Origin of the sequence: uncultured Oceanicoccus sp. (genome assembly GCF_963968385.1) — a bacterium.
Lineage (GTDB): Bacteria > Pseudomonadota > Gammaproteobacteria > Pseudomonadales > Dasaniaceae > Oceanicoccus.
Map to the genome: position 1 here is coordinate 1 of NZ_CAXAHB010000041.1, position 17,562 is coordinate 17,562.

Here is a 17,562-nt window from a genome sequence, read left to right on the forward strand (position 1 = left end):
GTTGATAGGCTGGGTGTGTAAGCGTTGTGAGGCGTTGAGCTAACCAGTACTAATTGCCCGTGAGGCTTGACCATATAATAAAGTGGTTTTACCCGCTTCATTGTATGGGCAACCTAGAAACCCAATGACTCGGATCATACGAGGCATGATGAAATTACAGACTGCTTCTGCTGAAGAAGCTCGTCAGCTTATTTACCACCCTCTTTGGAAACGCTGGGGCTGCTCATAGCATTACGAGCAGTAAGACCCGAGCCAATCCAAGCCAGTTTGCCTGGCGACCATAGAGATATGGAACCACCTGACTCCATCCCGAACTCAGTAGTGAAACGTATCTTCGCCGATGGTAGTGTGGACTTTGTCCATGTGAGAGTAGGTCATCGCCAGGCTTCAAATTGAAAACTCCAGTATCGAATCGAACAATCGAATGATGCTGGAGTTTTTTTATGCGTCGAAGAAATGAGAAGAAATGAGAAGAAATGAAAGGCTGAGTCGACGAACAGAATCCAAAAAAGATAAAAGATAGCGTGTTTGTACAAGTGAAAAACCACAAACCTGTTATATGATCCGTCAGGTGCTAAGGAAGCACGTAGTCAGGGAGGGCTATCAGGATGATGGCATGCCAGGGAGTGGGGTGATAGCAGGTGGCTATTCCTCCCTGACTTTAAACCGCAACAATCTGTTCTAGCATTCCTTAATGTTCATGTTAAAACAAAAATCGTCATCGCTGCCGTTTGGCAGATCGAGCACTGTATTAGTGCGCTGTGAGTATCCGCCGCCAGAGAAAAGACACAGCATCAGCTTTCTTTGTTATGATCGCCAACAAATCAACATTATGGATTAACCATGTCATTAGAAACTTTATTGGCCGCACTTGCTGATGGTGAGTTTCACTCCGGTGATGAGCTGGGAGGCGTGCTTGGTGTCTCTAGAACGGCAGTGTGGAAACAGCTTAAAAAAGTTGAAGAACTAGGTTTGCCGCTCAACTCTATAAAGGGCAAAGGTTATTGTATTGAAGGCGGTCTGGATCTGTTATCAGCGCCAGTCATTACTGAGGGTATCGCCTCCGATGTCAGTGCCTTAATTAGTCATCTGGATGTCAGGGGCGTTATAGCTTCAACTAATGCTGTTGCTATGGAAAAAGCCGTTCAGGGTATTACAGGCTATATCTGCACTGCTGAACAGCAAACAGCCGGGAGAGGTCGACGCGGTCGTGTTTGGGCCAGCCCTTATGCCAGCAATCTATATCTTTCGGTGGTGTGGGAGTTTGGCGGCGGCGCTGCCTCCTTGGAAGGTTTAAGTTTGGCCGTTGGTGTTGCCGTGGTTGATGCGTTAGAAAAATCAGGTCTTTCCGGTGCCGAATTAAAATGGCCGAATGATGTTTTATATCAGGGCCGTAAACTGGCAGGTGTGCTACTGGAAATGACCGGTGATCCCGCGGGTCGCTGTCACGTCGTGATTGGTATTGGTCTAAATGTTTCCATGCCGGCATCGATTTACATAGATCAACCTTGGATTGATGTTCGGTCAATCAGCGAACCAGCGGCTAGTCGTAATCAACTATTGATCGCTATATTAAATGAGCTAATGCTATTGCTATCCACCTTTGAAGGGCAGGGCTTTAGTGCTTACCAAGAACGTTGGCAAGCTCTTGATGCCTTTGCAGGCGCCGAAGTCGCTATGTCGCTGGCTAACGATACCATTGTGGGTAAAGCGGTTGGTGTGGATACGACTGGCGCGATTATGATTGAGACGTCGGCGGGGATGTGCAGGTTTAATGGTGGTGAAGTCAGTCTAAGGGCTACGGGATAATGATGATTCTCGAGTGCGATATCGGTAATACCCGTTGTAAATGGCGCGTAGTCGATGGCCGTCAGATTGTTGAGCGAGGTAGCTTTGCCTTGATGGATGGTTTTGAGCGTCTTATTCCGACTACCCAGATTGAGCGCATAAAAATGGGTAGCGTGGTTGCAGCTCACAACTTGGCAGGTCTGGCGGATTTTTGTGATCGAGTGGGAGTGAGCCCTGAATTTGCCCAATCAACACCAGAGGTTGCTGGTGTCGTCAATGCTTACCAAGATGCTAGCAAATTAGGTGTCGATAGATGGCTCGCAGTGGTGGCGGGTTATCATAGAAAAAAGGCTGCGGTATTGGTTATTGATGCTGGTACGGCACTCAAGGCCGATCTGGTTTCCGCTGATGGCCGGCACTTGGGTGGCTATATCGCTCCCGGTATGAGTTTGATGGAAGCAAGCTTATTTTCCGGCACTGATCAGGTGCGATTTGATTGTCAGGGCCCCTCTGCCGAGCTAGCCTTTGGTTGTGCCACCGCTGATGCGGTCAATGCCGGCATACAGGCGGCTCAGATCGGGGCTGTCACCGTGGCGATTGCAGAGGCAGAAAGACAAATACCGCAAGGTTTTGCCATCTTGTTGACCGGTGGTGACGCCGCTTCCATTGCTAGCCATCTTGGTGATAGCTATGAGATTGAGTGGGTGCCAGAGTTGGTGCTTGATGGTTTGCAATGGCTATTGCCGTGATAGGGTGCCCAGAATGCAAGCTGGATGATGCTAGGTACTCGATATTGGTGAAAATAGTCCATTTCCAGTGCCTCTTGGTTAGGTGTCAGGGCGCTTAATCAGCCGCTAGAAAGACGAAAAAACTACGGCGATAAGATTGCGTCAACGAACAACTTCGACTAGAATGCCCGCCTCGTTGAAAATGAGGTTGCTGCTGGCGTAGCTCAGTTGGTAGAGCAGCTGACTTGTAATCAGCCGGTCGGGGGTTCGACTCCTCTCGCCAGCTCCAAAATTTCTTTAAAATACGAGTACTTAGAGCTAGAGTCTGATTAGGCTGCTCTGGGTGAAGGTTGATAGGGGTTTCTCTCTCGCAGAGATGTAATCCGCTTTCTGTGGTGGGGTTCCCGAGTGGCTAAAGGGATCAGACTGTAAATCTGACGCGCGAGCTTCGGTGGTTCGAATCCACCCCCCACCACCATTATATACAGGCGGGTATAGTTCAGTGGTAGAACGTCAGCCTTCCAAGCTGAATATGCGGGTTCGATTCCCGCTACCCGCTCCATGTTTTGGTTGGCAGCTCTTTATAAGGGTTTGCACTGGGCTTGGTTAAGTGTGCTCATATAGCTCAGTCGGTAGAGCACTTCCTTGGTAAGGAAGAGGTCACCGGTTCAAATCCGGTTATGAGCTCCATATTTTGTGGCTGTTCTATTTAAATTGGTTAATTAAATAGGATAGCTATGGTGAATGTCCGGCTGGGAGATTTGCCTAGTTGCTCTAAAGAAGCTTCAGCAAAGCTTTTAGGTTAGAGGTTTGACATCGGCGGCAGGGCTTAAGCTGTTTTCGGTGATTACAGGCCAGTGGCTCAATTGGTAGAGCACCGGTCTCCAAAACCGGTGGTTGGGGGTTCGAGTCCCTCCTGGCCTGCCATTATATCAAGGCACTTCTTCGCATAGTGGCGAAGCGGTGCTTTACGCGTCTTTAAAAGGCATCGATTTATCGATGTTAACGACGATGTTAACAATGAGATAGAAGTTTATGAACGCAAATGCGGAATCTCAAAACGGTAATTTAGACGGCCTAAAGTGGCTGGTCGTTGTAGCGCTTATCGTCGCTGGTATCGCCGGTAATGTTTATTACGCTGATCAGTCTCTTCTATATAGAGTTATCGGTCTTTTGGTTATTGCTATCGCAGCGGCCTTTGTTGCAGTGCAAACGGTGCAGGGTGCAGCGTTTTGGAAATTGGCGAAAGAGGCCAGAACGGAAATACGTAAAGTGGTTTGGCCGACGCGTCAGGAAAGCACGCAGACCACATTGATTGTGGTGGCTTTTGTATTTGTGATGGCGTTAATCCTGTGGGGTTTGGATACCTTGTTGGGTTGGCTTGTCTCTCTGGCAATTGGTTAGGGGTGAAAAATGTCTAAGCGGTGGTATGTGGTTCACGCCTACTCAGGGTATGAAAAGAAAGTCGCCGGTGCGCTTAAAGAGCGGATTGGGCTGCATAAAATGGAAGATAAGTTTGGTGAGGTTTTAGTACCCACTGAAGAAGTAGTTGAAATGCGTGGCGGCCAAAAGCGTCGCAGTGAGCGTAAATTCTTTCCCGGCTATGTGTTGGTTGAGATGGACTTATGCGATGAAAGCTGGCACTTGGTGAAAGAAACACCCCGTGTTATGGGTTTTATTGGTGGCAAGGCCGACAAGCCTGCACCTATCACTCAGGCTGAAGCCAATACGATTCTTCAGCGTGTAGAGAGTGGTGAAGCGCCCAAGCCCAAGACGCTATTCGAGCCGGGTGAAATGGTTCGTGTTGTTGATGGTCCGTTTAATGACTTCAACGGCGTGGTTGAAGAAGTGAATTATGAAAAGAGCAAGTTGCATGTTGCGGTATTGATCTTCGGTCGTTCAACGCCGGTTGAATTGGACTTCGGTCAGGTAGAAAAGACGTAAATAATTTTTAAGCGGTATCTGGTTCCAATAACAGATACTTTAAACCGGGGAGCCGGAGACCAGCGGAAAACTGTCTAAGTTGAAGGCTGCGAGGCGCTACTACCCAAAGGAGAAGTGAAATGGCTAAAAAAGTCGAAGCTTATATCAAGCTGCAAGTGCCTGCCGGTCAGGCCAACCCAAGTCCACCTGTTGGTCCTGCGCTAGGTCAGCACGGTGTCAATATCATGGAATTCTGTAAAGCCTTTAACGCCGCAACTCAGGGTGTTGAGCCAGGCCTTCCTGTTCCTGTTGTGATCAGTGTATATAGTGATCGCAGCTTTACCTATATCACCAAAACGCCACCCGCTTCAATTCTATTGAAAAAGGCCGCGGGTATTAAGAGTGGTTCTGGTACACCAAATACCAAAAAAGTGGGCAAAGTGACCCGTGCGCAACTAGAAGAAATTGCCACCACTAAAATGCCTGACTTAACCGCTGCCGATATGGATGCCGCGGTTCGCACAATTGCTGGCAGCGCTCGCGCCGCCGGTATCGAGACTGAGGGTGTGGTGTAATGGCTAAGTTATCCAAACGCCAGAAGGCGATTAATGAAAAAGTTGAAGCAGGCAAGTTGTATCCGATTAACGATGCTGTTGCCCTGCTAAAAGAAGTTTCTACGGTTAAGTATGTTGAGACCGTTGATGTTGCTGTCAATCTGGGTGTTGACGCCAAGAAATCTGATCAGGTTGTTCGCGGTGCGACGACCTTGCCTCACGGTACTGGTAGTGAAGTTCGTGTTGCTGTTTTCGCGCAAGGTGATAACGCCGAGAAGGCAAAAGCCGCTGGTGCAGATATTGTCGGCATGGATGACCTTGCCGAACAAGTTAAAGGCGGTAATCTGGATTTTGACGTAGTGATTGCCGAGCCAGCCGCTATGCGCGTTGTCGGTCAACTAGGTACGGTATTAGGTCCACGCGGACTGATGCCTAACCCTAAAACCGGCACCGTAACGCCTGATGTTGAAACGGCCGTTAACAATGCCAAGGCCGGCCAGGTTCGTTACCGTATTGACAAAAACGGCATTATCCACGGCGCTATCGGTAAGATCTCTTTCGATGCCAATGCCATCAAAGAAAACCTTGAAGCGTTGGTTGCTGATTTACAAAAAGGCAAGCCTTCTTCTGCCAAGGGTGTCTACCTGAAGAAAATGGTTCTATCGACGACGATGGGTCCTGGTTTGTTATTAGATCAATCTTCTTTAGAGCTTAAGTAAGACTCTGGAGAGGTTAAAAGAACTTTGTGGTCTGTCCGCCGTTATAGGCAAAAGACAGGCCGTCAAAGACCGCAGGTGTTATAGAGCGTTATTCGCTGCTTGATAGTTAAGGGTGTATTAACAATCTGGCTTAATGAGGGGAAGGTTTTTTAGCGAAAACCAAAACCAAACCTGCGCAGACGGTGAATTGTTAGGCTCGTTTGACGACCACCGGAACAATCTGTCGAAACCAGCAAAAGCGAGTTTCGGCATAAAACTGAAACGATAAGCGCATTGAGACGTAGCACTTATCATATTGGAGAAAAATTGTGGCAATAGGACTCGAAGACAAAAAAGCGATTGTCGCTGAAGTCCAGCAAGTTGCTCAAAGTGCATTATCTGCCGTAGTCGCCGACTCGCGTGGCGTTTCTGTTGTTGATATGACTGCACTGCGTAAAGAGGCTCGTGAAGCTGGCGTGTATATGCGCGTCGTACGTAACACATTAGCCAAACGCGCTGTTGAAGGTACGGACTATGAGTGTCTTGTTGACACTTTTGTCGGCCCGACTCTAATTGCATTTTCTAACGAACATCCAGGTGCTGGTGCACGTATCCTGAAAGCGTTCGCAAAAGATAATGAAAAATTAGAGCTTAAGGCGGCTGCCTTTGAAGGTGAGGTGACTGATATCGCGATGCTGGCAACACTGCCTACATTCGACGAAGCAATCGCCAAGCTGATGAGCGTGATGAAAGAAGCATCTGCTGGAAAACTGGTTCGCACACTTGCGGCCCTTCGCGACCAAAAAGAAACAGAAGCTGCCTAAGTTTTTTCCTGATTGGAAAAACCTTTATTGGCTTTTATTGTAATTACTGGTTTGGCTGTAGCCTGAAGGCTGGTTAAACCCAAAGATATAGGAACTGAATCATGTCTTTATCTCAAGAAGATATTATCAATGCAGTTGCTGAAATGTCAGTTAAAGATGTTGTTGAGCTGATTGAAGCAATGGAAGAAAAATTTGGCGTATCGGCCGCTGCTGCTGTCGCTGCTGGCCCTGCTGGTGGTGATGCTGGCGGTGCTGCTGAAGAGAAAACCGAGTTTGACGTTGTTCTTACTGCCGCTGGCGATAAGAAAGTTAACGTTATCAAAGCGGTTCGTGCAATCACTGGCCTTGGCTTAAAAGAAGCCAAAGGTATGGTTGATGGCGCACCTTCAACGGTTAAAGAAGCGGCTTCTAAAGAAGATGCTGAAGAAGCAGTTAAGGCGCTTGAAGAAGCGGGTGCATCTGCCGAGCTTAAGTAAGCGGGTAGCTGTTAAGCACTTCAATAGAGCGGCGTGTGATGTTGTAGTCGCCGCTTAAAAGAAGTGTAGGGCTGACGGAGTTATTCTGAAGTTTTCAGGATTTTGACCGTCGGCCTTTTTCTGTTTATAGGTTTTCAGCACCGACATCGGTTGTTGCTTGAAGACCGGCTTGATTTAAATAGTTTTTGCAAACAATGTTGCGAAATTATTGATCAAGCAAACCTGATTTCAGGACTGTTATGACCCGTCGTTGCGCATGCTGCGGATGACGAATCAGAAACGAAAGCTGGGGAGCGCTAATGGCCTACTCTTATACAGAGAAAAAACGTATCCGTAAGGATTTCGGCAAGATGTCCCATGTAATGGATGTGCCGTATCTTTTGGCGATACAGTTGGATTCATACAAGAAATTCACTCAAGACAACAGCACTGCGGGTAATCGAGCCGAGCAAGGCTTGCATGCAGCGTTTAAGTCAGTCTTTCCGATAGTTAGTTATTCGGGAAGTGCGGCGCTTGAGTATGTTGATTACGCACTGGGTACTCCGGCCTTTGATGTGTCTGAATGTCAGTTGCGTGGTGTCACTTACGCCGTTCCCTTGCGGGTTAAAGTGCGGTTGATTATTTATGATAAAGAATCAGCCAGCAAAACCATCAAAGACATCAAAGAACAAGAAGTCTATATGGGTGAAATTCCGCTGATGACGGATAACGGCACCTTCGTTATCAATGGTACCGAGCGTGTCATTGTTTCTCAGCTACACCGTTCACCCGGCGTGTTCTTTGATCATGACAAAGGTAAAACGCACTCTTCCGGCAAATTGCTATATTCAGCACGCGTGATTCCCTACCGTGGTTCATGGTTGGATTTTGAGTTTGATCCAAAAGATATGGTTTATGTGCGTATCGATCGTCGTCGTAAACTGCCAGCGAGTATTTTGTTGCGCTCATTGGGCTATGACTCGGAGCAAATTCTGGCGATGTTCTATGACATCAACGAATTCTCTGTTGATAAAGACGGTAACTACAAAATGGCGTTGATCCCCGATCGCCTACGTGGTGAAGTTGCCTCTTTTGATATCGTTGGCAAAGGCGGCAGTGTTATTGTTGAGTCGGGTCGTCGTATTACGGCGCGCCATATTCGTCAGATTGAAAAAGAAAAACTGAAAAAACTGGTCGTGCCTACAGAGTATATCTTGGGCCGTTCATTGGCGAAGAATATCGTTGATAAAAAGACTGGTGAAGTTATTGTCGAATGTAACACCGAGTTGACTGAAGAAATTCTGGCGCAGCTATTAGAGGCTGGCGTTAAGTCTATTGAAACCATCTACACTAACGAACTCGATTGTGGTCCATTTATTAGTGATACCCTGCGTATCGATCCCTCTCGTAACCAGCTGGAAGCTTTGGTAGAAATTTACCGGATGATGCGTCCTGGCGAGCCGCCGACTAAGGAGTCAGCGGAAAACTTATTCCAGAACTTATTCTTCTCTCCTGAGCGTTATGACTTGTCGACGGTTGGTCGGATGAAGTTTAACCGTCGTCTGGGTCGTGAAGAAATCACGGGTGACGGCATCTTAAGCAATGACGATATCGTTGCCGTGCTGAAAACCTTGGTAGATATTCGCAACGGCAAGGGCGTGGTTGATGATATCGACCACCTTGGTAACCGTCGGGTACGTTCTGTTGGTGAAATGGCAGAAAATCAATTCCGCGTCGGCCTAGTTCGTGTTGAGCGTGCGGTTAAAGAACGTTTATCCATGGCTGAGTCTGAGGGCTTAATGCCGCAGGATATGATCAACGCCAAGCCGGTTGCTGCTGCGGTGAAAGAATTCTTTGGTTCTTCACAGTTGTCACAGTTTATGGATCAGAATAATCCATTATCTGAAGTAACGCATAAGCGTCGTGTTTCGGCATTAGGGCCTGGCGGTCTGACGCGTGAGCGCGCTGGTTTTGAGGTGCGTGACGTACACCCGACGCATTATGGTCGTGTTTGTCCTATCGAAACGCCTGAAGGTCCAAACATTGGCTTGATCAATTCATTGGCAACCTATGCTCGCACTAACGATTATGGCTTTTTAGAAAGCCCCTATCGCAAAGTGGTTAAGGGCGTTGCTACTGACGAGATCGAATATCTATCGGCTATCAACGAAGCTGAGTATGTGATCGCACAGGCTTCTGCGACCTTAGACAAAAAGAATAAATTAATTGATGAGCTGGTAGCGGTTCGTCACTTAAATGAATTTACCGTTAAATCTGCTGATGAAGTGGAATATATGGACGTTTCACCGAAGCAAGTTGTTTCGGTTGCGGCGGCCTTGATCCCCTTCCTTGAGCACGATGATGCCAACCGTGCATTAATGGGTTCCAACATGCAGCGTCAAGCGGTGCCGACATTAAAGGCTGACAAGCCTTTGGTAGGTACGGGTATTGAGCGTTACGTAGCGGCCGACTCCGGTGTCTGTGAAGTTGCCCGTCGCGGCGGTGTTGTCGACAGTGTTGATTCAGGTCGTATTGTTGTTCGTGTTAATGACAAAGAGGTTGAGGCAGGCCAGCCGCCTGTTGATATCTACAATTTGACCAAATACACCCGTTCTAACCAGAACACCTGTATTAACCAGCGGCCTATTGTTAGCGAAGGCGACAATATCGTACGCGGTGATATTCTGGCTGATGGCCCGTCTATCGATTTAGGTGAGTTAGCGCTTGGGCAAAATATGCGGATCGCATTTATGCCTTGGAATGGTTACAACTTTGAGGATTCGATTCTTGTTTCAGAGCGTGTGGTTAAAGAAGATCGTTTTACCACCATCCATATTCAGGAATTAACCTGTATTGCCCGTGATACCAAGCTGGGTTCAGAAGAAGTGACTTCTGATATTCCCAATGTTGGCGAAGGCGCATTAGGTAAACTGGATGAGTCCGGTATTGTTTATATCGGTGCTGAAGTTGGCGCTGGTGATATTCTGGTCGGTAAGGTAACACCTAAAGGTGAAACCCAGTTAACTCCAGAAGAAAAACTCTTGCGTGCTATTTTTGGCGAGAAAGCCTCTGACGTTAAAGATACCTCATTACGTGTTCCATCTAGCGTTAAAGGTACCGTTATCGATGTGCAGGTTTTCACCCGTGACGGTCTTGAAAAAGATGTGCGTGCCAAAGAAATCGAAAGATCGCAGCTTGATGAATATCGCAAAGACCTTAACGAAGAGTTCCGTATCTTCGAAGCTGCAACCTTTGCGCTATTACGCAAATCATTAAGCGGCCAAAAAATTGTCAGCGGTGCAGACCTTAAGAAAGGCACAGTGATGGATGACGAGGCCTTGGATGCGCTAGAGAAAGATCAGTGGTTCAAGCTGCGTTTCTCTGACGATGCCCTTAACGCACAGCTTGAATCTGCTGAAATCCAATTAAGCGAGCAGCGTGTTGCCTTAGACGAGCGTTTTGAAGATAAGAAACGCAAACTGACTAGCGGCGATGATTTGGCACCGGGTGTACTTAAGATCGTTAAAGTTTACCTGGCCATCAAGCGTCGTATTCAGCCTGGCGATAAAATGGCAGGGCGTCATGGTAACAAAGGTGTTATCTCGGTGATCATGCCGGTAGAAGATATGCCTTATAACGAAAAAGGTGAGCCGGTTGATATCGTGCTGAATCCTTTAGGTGTACCGTCGCGCATGAACGTGGGTCAGATACTGGAAACTCACCTTGGTCTTGCCTCTAAAGGTCTGGGTGAAAAGATTGATGTGATGTTACAAGAGCAGCGCAAAATTTCTGAGCTTCGTAAATTCCTTGATCAAATTTATAACGGCGATGGTGGTCGTAAAGAGGATCTGAAGTCCTTTAGCGATACAGAAATTATCGAAATGGCCGGCAACCTTCGTGGTGGTGTGCCCATGGCGACGCAGGTATTTGACGGTGCTTCTGAAGCCGAAGTTAAAAACCTGTTGCGACTGGCAGACTTGCCCGATAGTGGTCAAATGCAGTTGTACGATGGTCGTACTGGCGAAGCTTTCGATCGTGAAACGACGGTTGGCTATATGTACATTTTGAAATTGAACCACTTGGTAGACGATAAGATGCACGCGCGTTCTACCGGTTCGTACAGTTTGGTAACGCAACAGCCGCTGGGTGGTAAAGCCCAGTTTGGTGGTCAGCGTTTCGGTGAGATGGAAGTGTGGGCGCTGGAAGCTTACGGTGCTGCATACACCTTGCAGGAAATGCTAACGGTTAAGTCGGATGACGTAGCCGGTCGTACCAAAATGTACAAAAATATCGTTGATGGTGACCAGCGCATGGAGCCTGGTATGCCTGAGTCTTTCAACGTATTGCTCAAAGAGATTCGTTCTCTGGGTATCAATATGGAGTTGGACACTGAATAAGCGAGCAGTCGCATATCAGACCTAATGTAACCATCAATAATCGATTATGTGGAGTTCTTAAAGAGCTCCTTCATAGCGGAGAAACGGCGTGAAAGATTTATTAAATTTACTCAAGCAAGGTCAAAACGAAGAGTTTGATTCTATCCGGATTGGTTTAGCCTCTCCCGAGATGATTCGCTCGTGGTCTTACGGTGAAGTGAAAAAGCCAGAGACTATTAACTATCGTACCTTTAAGCCCGAGCGTGATGGTCTGTTCTGTGCCAAGATCTTTGGCCCAGTAAAAGATTATGAATGTCTGTGTGGCAAATACAAACGCCTAAAGCATCGCGGTGTTATCTGTGAGAAATGTGGCGTTGAAGTGGCATTGGCAAAAGTTCGACGTGAGCGTATGGGTCATATTGAGCTGGCCAGCCCAGTTGCGCATATCTGGTTTTTGAAATCACTACCCAGCCGTATCGGTTTGTTATTGGATATGACGTTGCGTGATATTGAGCGCATCTTGTATTTTGAATCCTATGTTGTTATCGATCCGGGCATGACCACCTTAGAAAAAGGTCAGATGCTGACTGACGAGCAATACTACGAATCAATGGAAGAGTTCGGCGACGAATTTGAAGCGATGATGGGTGCAGAGGCGGTTCAACGTCTAATGCAAGACATCGATATTGATCAAGAAGTCGACACCTTGCGCGAAGAAATTCCTGCAACAAACTCTGAAACCAAAATCAAAAAATTATCCAAGCGTTTGAAATTGTTAGAAGCACTGCAGTCTTCTGGCAATAAAGCGGAATGGATGATTCTTAACGCATTGCCAGTACTGCCGCCTGATCTTCGTCCGTTAGTACCGCTAGATGGTGGTCGTTTTGCGACTTCCGATTTGAACGATCTGTATCGTCGCGTTATCAACCGTAATAACCGTTTGAAGCGCTTATTAGATCTTAATGCGCCTGACATTATTGTGCGCAACGAAAAACGGATGCTGCAAGAGTCAGTGGATGCCTTGCTGGATAACGGCCGTCGCGGTCGTGCTATTACTGGTTCAAACAAACGTCCACTCAAGTCTTTGGCCGATATGATCAAAGGTAAGCAAGGTCGTTTCCGTCAGAACCTGCTTGGTAAGCGGGTAGATTACTCAGGCCGTTCCGTTATCGTGGTCGGTCCTACGCTTAAGTTACACCAGTGTGGCTTGCCCAAAAAAATGGCGCTGGAATTATTCAAGCCGTTTATTTTCGGTAAATTAGAAGCCCGTGGTTTGGCGACCACCATTAAAGCGGCCAAGAAAATGGTGGAGCGTGAGCCACCAGAGGTGTGGGATATTCTTGCGGAAGTTATCCGCGAGCATCCGGTTATGCTTAACCGTGCGCCAACCCTTCACCGTTTGGGTATCCAGGCATTTGAGCCGGTACTGATCGAAGGTAAAGCGATTCAATTACATCCCTTAGTATGTGCGGCGTATAACGCTGACTTTGATGGTGACCAAATGGCGGTACACGTACCGTTAACCATTGAAGCGCAGCTAGAAGCCCGTGCCTTGATGATGTCTACCAACAATATTCTTTCTCCGGCGAATGGTGAGCCAATCATCGTTCCTTCGCAGGATGTGGTATTGGGGCTGTACTGGTTAACCCGTTCGCGTGTTAATGCTGAAGGCGAGGGTATGGTGTTCGCTGATCCGGAAGAGGTTCATCGCGCTCACAATACCCGCAAGGTTCATTTGCAGGCTCGCATTCAGTGTCGTATCAAAGAAGTATCATTTGATGAAGAAACCGGTGAGCGCAACGAGGTCGTCAAAATTGTTGATACTACGGTTGGTCGTGTGCTGTTGTGGCAGATCATTCCTGAAGGGCTGCAGTTTGAGTTGGTTAACAAGCCTATGGTTAAAAAGGCTATCTCCAAGGTATTGAACGAGTGCTACCGCAAGGTGGGTTTGAAGTCGACGGTTATTGTTGCTGACCAGCTGATGTATGCCGGTTTTGCTTACTCAACCCGCTCCGGTTCCTCTATCGGTATTAACGATTTTGCTATCCCTACTGAAAAAGCTGACATTATTGGTAGCGCCGAAGAAGAAGTGAGGGAAATTGAATCTCAGTACGCTTCGGGTCTGGTAACGCAGGGTGAAAAATACAATAAGGTTATCGATATCTGGTCGCGTGCCAACGATATGGTGTCCAAGTCGATGATGGACGGAATCTCGAAAGAGTCTGTGGTCAATCGCGATGGTGAAGAAGAGCAGCAAGATTCCTTTAACTCAGTGTATATTTATGCTGACTCGGGTGCTCGTGGTTCCCCAGCGCAGATTCGTCAGTTGGCCGGTATGCGTGGTCTGATGGCCAAGCCAGATGGCTCGATTATCGAAACACCGATCACTGCAAACTTCCGTGAAGGTCTTAGTATTCTTCAATACTTTATTTCGACCCACGGTGCTCGTAAAGGTTTGGCAGATACCGCACTGAAAACAGCCAACTCGGGTTATCTAACTCGTCGTTTGGTTGATGTTGCTCAGGATCTGGTGGTTACCGAGGTCGATTGTGGTACCTATGAAGGCTTGTTAATGACACCGGTTATTGAAGGTGGCGATATTATCGAGACCTTGGGTGATCGAGTGCTAGGTCGTGTTGTTGCTGAAGATGTGTTTAAGCCCGGTACTGATGAAATTCTTTTTGCTCGTGGCACCTTGCTCGATGAGAAGGGTGTTATCGAGTTGGAAAGCCACAGTATCGATGAAGTCAAAGTCCGTTCACCGATTACCTGTGAAACTCGTCACGGTCTATGTTCGACCTGTTACGGTCGTGATTTGGCTCGTGGCCATAAAATCAATGTCGGTGAGGCAGTCGGTGTTATCGCTGCCCAGTCAATCGGTGAGCCGGGTACCCAGCTAACCATGCGTACCTTCCACATTGGTGGTGCGGCATCGCGGGCAACGGCGGTAGACAGCATTCAGGTTAAACAAGAAGGTGTGGTACGCCTGCACAATGTGAAGGTGGCTGAAAAGTCAGACGGAACCTTTGTTGCGGTAAGCCGTTCCGGTGAATTGGCGGTTGCCGACCACAGTGGTCGTGAGCGTGAGCGCTATAAGCTGCCATACGGTGCCTTGATTAAAGTGGCTGACGGTGCCGAGGTTGCTGCCGGTGATATTGTCACCACATGGGATCCGCACACTCACCCCATCATCACTGAAGTAGCCGGTAAGGTGAAATTCAGCGGTATGGAAGAGGGTATTACCGTTAACCATCAGACTGATGAGTTGACCGGTTTGAGTTCGATCTCCGTTATCGATCCTGCTGAGCGTCAGACTGCTGGTAAAGATATTCGTCCGGCAGTAACGCTGGTTGATGCCAAGGGCAAAGAGCTTTGCTTGGCTGGTACATCGGTACCTGCGCACTACTTCCTGCCTGCTAACGCCATGGTTGGTTTAACCGATGGTGAAGATATTGGTGTGGGTGATGTTATTGCCCGTATCCCGCAGGAGAGTTCAAAAACACGCGATATTACCGGTGGTCTGCCACGGGTTGCCGACTTGTTTGAAGCCCGTAAACCGAAAGAGCCTGCCATTCTTGCAGAAATTTCCGGTACGGTTTCATTCGGTAAAGAAACCAAAGGCAAGCGTCGTCTGGTTATTACCCCGACTGATGGTTCGACTTATAAGGGTTCCGATCACTACGAATCGTTAATCCACAAATGGCGTACCTTAAGCGTGTTCGAGGGTGAGCATGTAGAGAAGGGTGAGGTTGTCTCTGAAGGCCCACCAAGCCCGCATGATATCCTGCGTCTAAAGGGTATTGCGGAACTGGCCAAGTATATCAGTAACGAAATCCAAGATGTCTATCGTCTACAGGGTGTGGGTATCAACGATAAGCATATCGAGGTTATCTGTCGTCAGATGCTGCGTAAAGTTGAGATTACCGCGTCCGGTGATTCAACGCTGATTAAAGGTGAGCAGGTACAATATACCCGCGTGCTTGAAGAAAACGAGCGTTTGGAAGCTGAGGGTAAGATTTCGGCCAGTTATGAGCGTCTGCTATTGGGTATTACCAAGGCGTCGCTAGCCACTGAGTCGTTTATTTCGGCGGCATCGTTCCAGGAAACCACCCGTGTACTCACCGAGGCTGCCGTTACCGGCAAGCGCGATTATCTACGTGGATTAAAAGAAAACGTGGTTGTGGGTCGCTTGATCCCTGCCGGTACTGGCTTGGCATACCATGCTGAGCGTAAGCGCCGTAAGGATGAGGAGCTTTCAGCCAGTGAAGAAATGGTAGTGAGTGCAGCGGATATCGAAGCGGCATTGACTGAAGCATTAAAGGATGAGAGCTAAACAAGCTCCGTTCTGGCTTCCAAGCAGCCGGATATTACCTTATCCGGCTATTGACTAGGTTGGGGCGCGTCTATAGAATTCGCGCTCCGCTTTTTGACAGGGACATCTTGGTTTCGCCGAGTTATCTCTTGCCACCATAAGGGTTTTGGCTAGCTGTCTAGACTCTTAAGTGGTTGAAAGTAGTAGTTTTATTTATTTAATTTGGAGTTTGTTGAATGGCAACGATCAACCAGTTGGTTCGTAAGCCGAGAAAACGTAAGGTTCAAAAAAGCGACGTACCTGCATTGCAGGCCTGTCCGCAGCGTCGTGGTGTATGTACTCGTGTGTATACCACAACGCCGAAGAAACCAAACTCTGCATTGCGTAAAGTATGTCGTGTACGTTTGACCAACGGTTATGAAGTGACTTCATATATCGGTGGTGAAGGACACAACCTGCAAGAGCACAGTGTAGTTTTGATTCGCGGTGGTCGTGTTAAGGATTTGCCTGGTGTGCGTTATCACACCGTTCGTGGCAGTTTGGATACCTCTGGAGTGGCTGATCGTAAGCAAGGTCGTTCCAAATATGGTGCCAAGCGTCCTAAGTGACCCTGAGCATAGGGGAAGGTCATCAGTCCTTCTCCGCTACGTCATATCGGTTAACAACAAAGAAGTATCGGCTACAGTGATGTCACTGCAACCGTAAAATTATCAACCTTAGTAAGGCCAAACCCCTGCTACCCACACGCCCACTCCTACCGGGCAACTGGCAAAACAGTGTTTGGAAATCCTGAAGAAAAGGGCTAAAACCATGCCAAGAAGAAGAGTCGTCGCGAAACGCGAGATTTTGCCTGATCCAAAATTCGGCAATCTCACGCTAGCTAAGTTTATGAACCACGTTATGATCAGTGGTAAAAAATCAGTTGCTGAAAGCATTGTTTATGGTGCTCTGGACATCGTCCAGGAGAAACTGAACAAAGATCCTATTGAAGCTTTTGACGAAGCGCTGGAAAATATTGCACCGATGGTCGAAGTTAAATCTCGTCGTGTTGGTGGTGCAACCTACCAAGTGCCGGTTGAAGTACGCCCTAGCCGTCGTCATGCGTTGGCGATGCGTTGGTTGGTAGAGTACTCACGTGGTCGTGGTGAAAAATCCATGCGTCAGCGTCTGGCCGGTGAAATTGTGGATGCATCGCAGGGCAAAGGTTCTGCGGTTAAAAAGCGTGAAGACGTGCATCGCATGGCTGAAGCAAACAAAGCGTTCTCGCACTACCGTTTCTAAGCATAAAAACCTACCGCCTGTTGTACGGTGCGTTAGGTTTTTATTATTGAAGAAGCGTTTTGACAGCACGTTTTTTAATGTTATTTTCACTCTATCGGAGTTCAACCAGTGGCACGTAAAACGCCTATAGCCCGTTACCGCAACATCGGTATCTGTGCTCACGTAGACGCGGGTAAAACCACGACTACGGAACGCGTATTGTTCTATACCGGTCTTTCTCACAAGATCGGTGAAGTGCATGACGGCGCTGCGACAATGGATTGGATGGAGCAGGAACAAGAGCGGGGGATTACCATTACCTCCGCCGCTACCACTTGTTTCTGGGCTGGTATGCAACAGCAGTTTGATCAGCATCGTATCAACATTATTGATACCCCGGGACACGTTGACTTCACCATTGAAGTTGAGCGTTCGCTACGAGTATTGGATGGTGCGGTAGTTGTACTTTGTGGTTCCTCAGGGGTTCAACCGCAAACCGAAACGGTGTGGCGTCAGGCTAACAAATATGAAGTGCCGCGCATGGTCTTTGTTAATAAGATGGACCGTGCTGGTGCTGACTTCCAAATGGTGATTGACCAATTAGGTGAGCGCCTTGGCGCCAATGCCGTACCGCTTCAGATGAC

13 protein-coding genes, 5 tRNA genes and 1 rRNA gene are annotated in these 17,562 nt (G+C 47.9%); all 19 read left to right on the forward strand.

What is annotated here, in order from left to right:
* Nucleotides 1–270: 270 nt before the first annotated feature.
* A 5S ribosomal RNA gene (gene rrf, locus AACP44_RS05870) occupies nucleotides 271–386 on the forward strand.
* A gap of 457 nt (nucleotides 387–843) precedes the next feature.
* The gene (gene birA, locus AACP44_RS05875; protein WP_339339552.1) at nucleotides 844–1,809 is read left to right on the forward strand and encodes a bifunctional biotin--[acetyl-CoA-carboxylase] ligase/biotin operon repressor BirA; all 966 of its coding nucleotides are present in this window, start codon (nucleotides 844–846) and stop codon (nucleotides 1,807–1,809) included.
* Entirely contained in the window at nucleotides 1,809–2,537 is a 729-nt protein-coding gene (locus AACP44_RS05880; protein WP_339339553.1) for a type III pantothenate kinase, read from the forward strand. Before birA ends, AACP44_RS05880 begins: the two co-directional genes overlap by 1 nt.
* A gap of 192 nt (nucleotides 2,538–2,729) precedes the next feature.
* A tRNA-Thr gene (locus AACP44_RS05885) sits at nucleotides 2,730–2,805 on the forward strand.
* 105 nt (nucleotides 2,806–2,910) lie between these two features.
* A tRNA-Tyr gene (locus AACP44_RS05890) sits at nucleotides 2,911–2,994 on the forward strand.
* A gap of 10 nt (nucleotides 2,995–3,004) precedes the next feature.
* Nucleotides 3,005–3,078 (forward strand) — tRNA-Gly (locus AACP44_RS05895).
* 52 nt (nucleotides 3,079–3,130) lie between these two features.
* Nucleotides 3,131–3,206 (forward strand) — tRNA-Thr (locus AACP44_RS05900).
* Nucleotides 3,207–3,367: 161 nt separating this feature from the next.
* Nucleotides 3,368–3,443: transfer RNA gene (locus tag AACP44_RS05905), tRNA-Trp, on the forward strand.
* A 108-nt stretch (nucleotides 3,444–3,551) separates the two neighbouring features.
* Complete coding sequence (gene secE, locus AACP44_RS05910; RefSeq protein ID WP_339339554.1) at nucleotides 3,552–3,920, forward strand: preprotein translocase subunit SecE; 369 nt, start codon at nucleotides 3,552–3,554, stop codon at nucleotides 3,918–3,920.
* A gap of 9 nt (nucleotides 3,921–3,929) precedes the next feature.
* Nucleotides 3,930–4,460 carry a transcription termination/antitermination protein NusG gene (nusG, locus tag AACP44_RS05915; protein ID WP_339339555.1) on the forward strand — a complete coding sequence of 177 codons (531 nt, stop codon included), beginning with the start codon at nucleotides 3,930–3,932 and terminating at the stop codon, nucleotides 4,458–4,460.
* A 119-nt stretch (nucleotides 4,461–4,579) separates the two neighbouring features.
* A complete protein-coding gene (gene rplK / locus AACP44_RS05920; RefSeq protein WP_085758585.1) occupies nucleotides 4,580–5,014 on the forward strand; it encodes a 50S ribosomal protein L11 in 435 nt (144 codons plus the stop codon).
* Nucleotides 5,014–5,712, forward strand: coding sequence for a 50S ribosomal protein L1 (gene rplA / locus AACP44_RS05925; protein WP_339339556.1), 699 nt, complete (start codon nucleotides 5,014–5,016; stop codon nucleotides 5,710–5,712). Before rplK ends, rplA begins: the two co-directional genes overlap by 1 nt.
* Nucleotides 5,713–6,020: 308 nt before the next feature.
* A complete protein-coding gene (gene rplJ / locus AACP44_RS05930) occupies nucleotides 6,021–6,515 on the forward strand; it encodes a 50S ribosomal protein L10 (RefSeq protein ID WP_339339557.1) in 495 nt (164 codons plus the stop codon).
* A 101-nt stretch (nucleotides 6,516–6,616) separates the two neighbouring features.
* Nucleotides 6,617–6,991, forward strand: a complete 375-nt coding sequence (rplL, locus tag AACP44_RS05935; protein ID WP_085758588.1) for a 50S ribosomal protein L7/L12 — start codon at nucleotides 6,617–6,619, stop codon at nucleotides 6,989–6,991.
* Nucleotides 6,992–7,290: 299 nt separating this feature from the next.
* The gene (rpoB, locus tag AACP44_RS05940) at nucleotides 7,291–11,367 is read left to right on the forward strand and encodes a DNA-directed RNA polymerase subunit beta (RefSeq protein ID WP_339339558.1); all 4,077 of its coding nucleotides are present in this window, start codon (nucleotides 7,291–7,293) and stop codon (nucleotides 11,365–11,367) included.
* Between the two features lie 88 nt (nucleotides 11,368–11,455).
* Nucleotides 11,456–15,679: a DNA-directed RNA polymerase subunit beta' gene (gene rpoC / locus AACP44_RS05945; protein ID WP_339339559.1), complete on the forward strand. Its 4,224-nt coding sequence runs from the start codon at nucleotides 11,456–11,458 to the stop codon at nucleotides 15,677–15,679.
* A gap of 215 nt (nucleotides 15,680–15,894) precedes the next feature.
* Nucleotides 15,895–16,266 (forward strand): 30S ribosomal protein S12, encoded by a 372-nt coding sequence (rpsL, locus tag AACP44_RS05950; protein WP_297291486.1) that lies wholly within the window; start codon nucleotides 15,895–15,897, stop codon nucleotides 16,264–16,266.
* Nucleotides 16,267–16,468: 202 nt separating this feature from the next.
* Nucleotides 16,469–16,939: a 30S ribosomal protein S7 gene (gene rpsG, locus AACP44_RS05955; protein ID WP_339339560.1), complete on the forward strand. Its 471-nt coding sequence runs from the start codon at nucleotides 16,469–16,471 to the stop codon at nucleotides 16,937–16,939.
* Between the two features lie 108 nt (nucleotides 16,940–17,047).
* Nucleotides 17,048–17,562 (forward strand): GTP-binding protein (locus AACP44_RS05960; protein ID WP_339339561.1); only part of this gene is annotated, 515 nt, incomplete at its 3' end.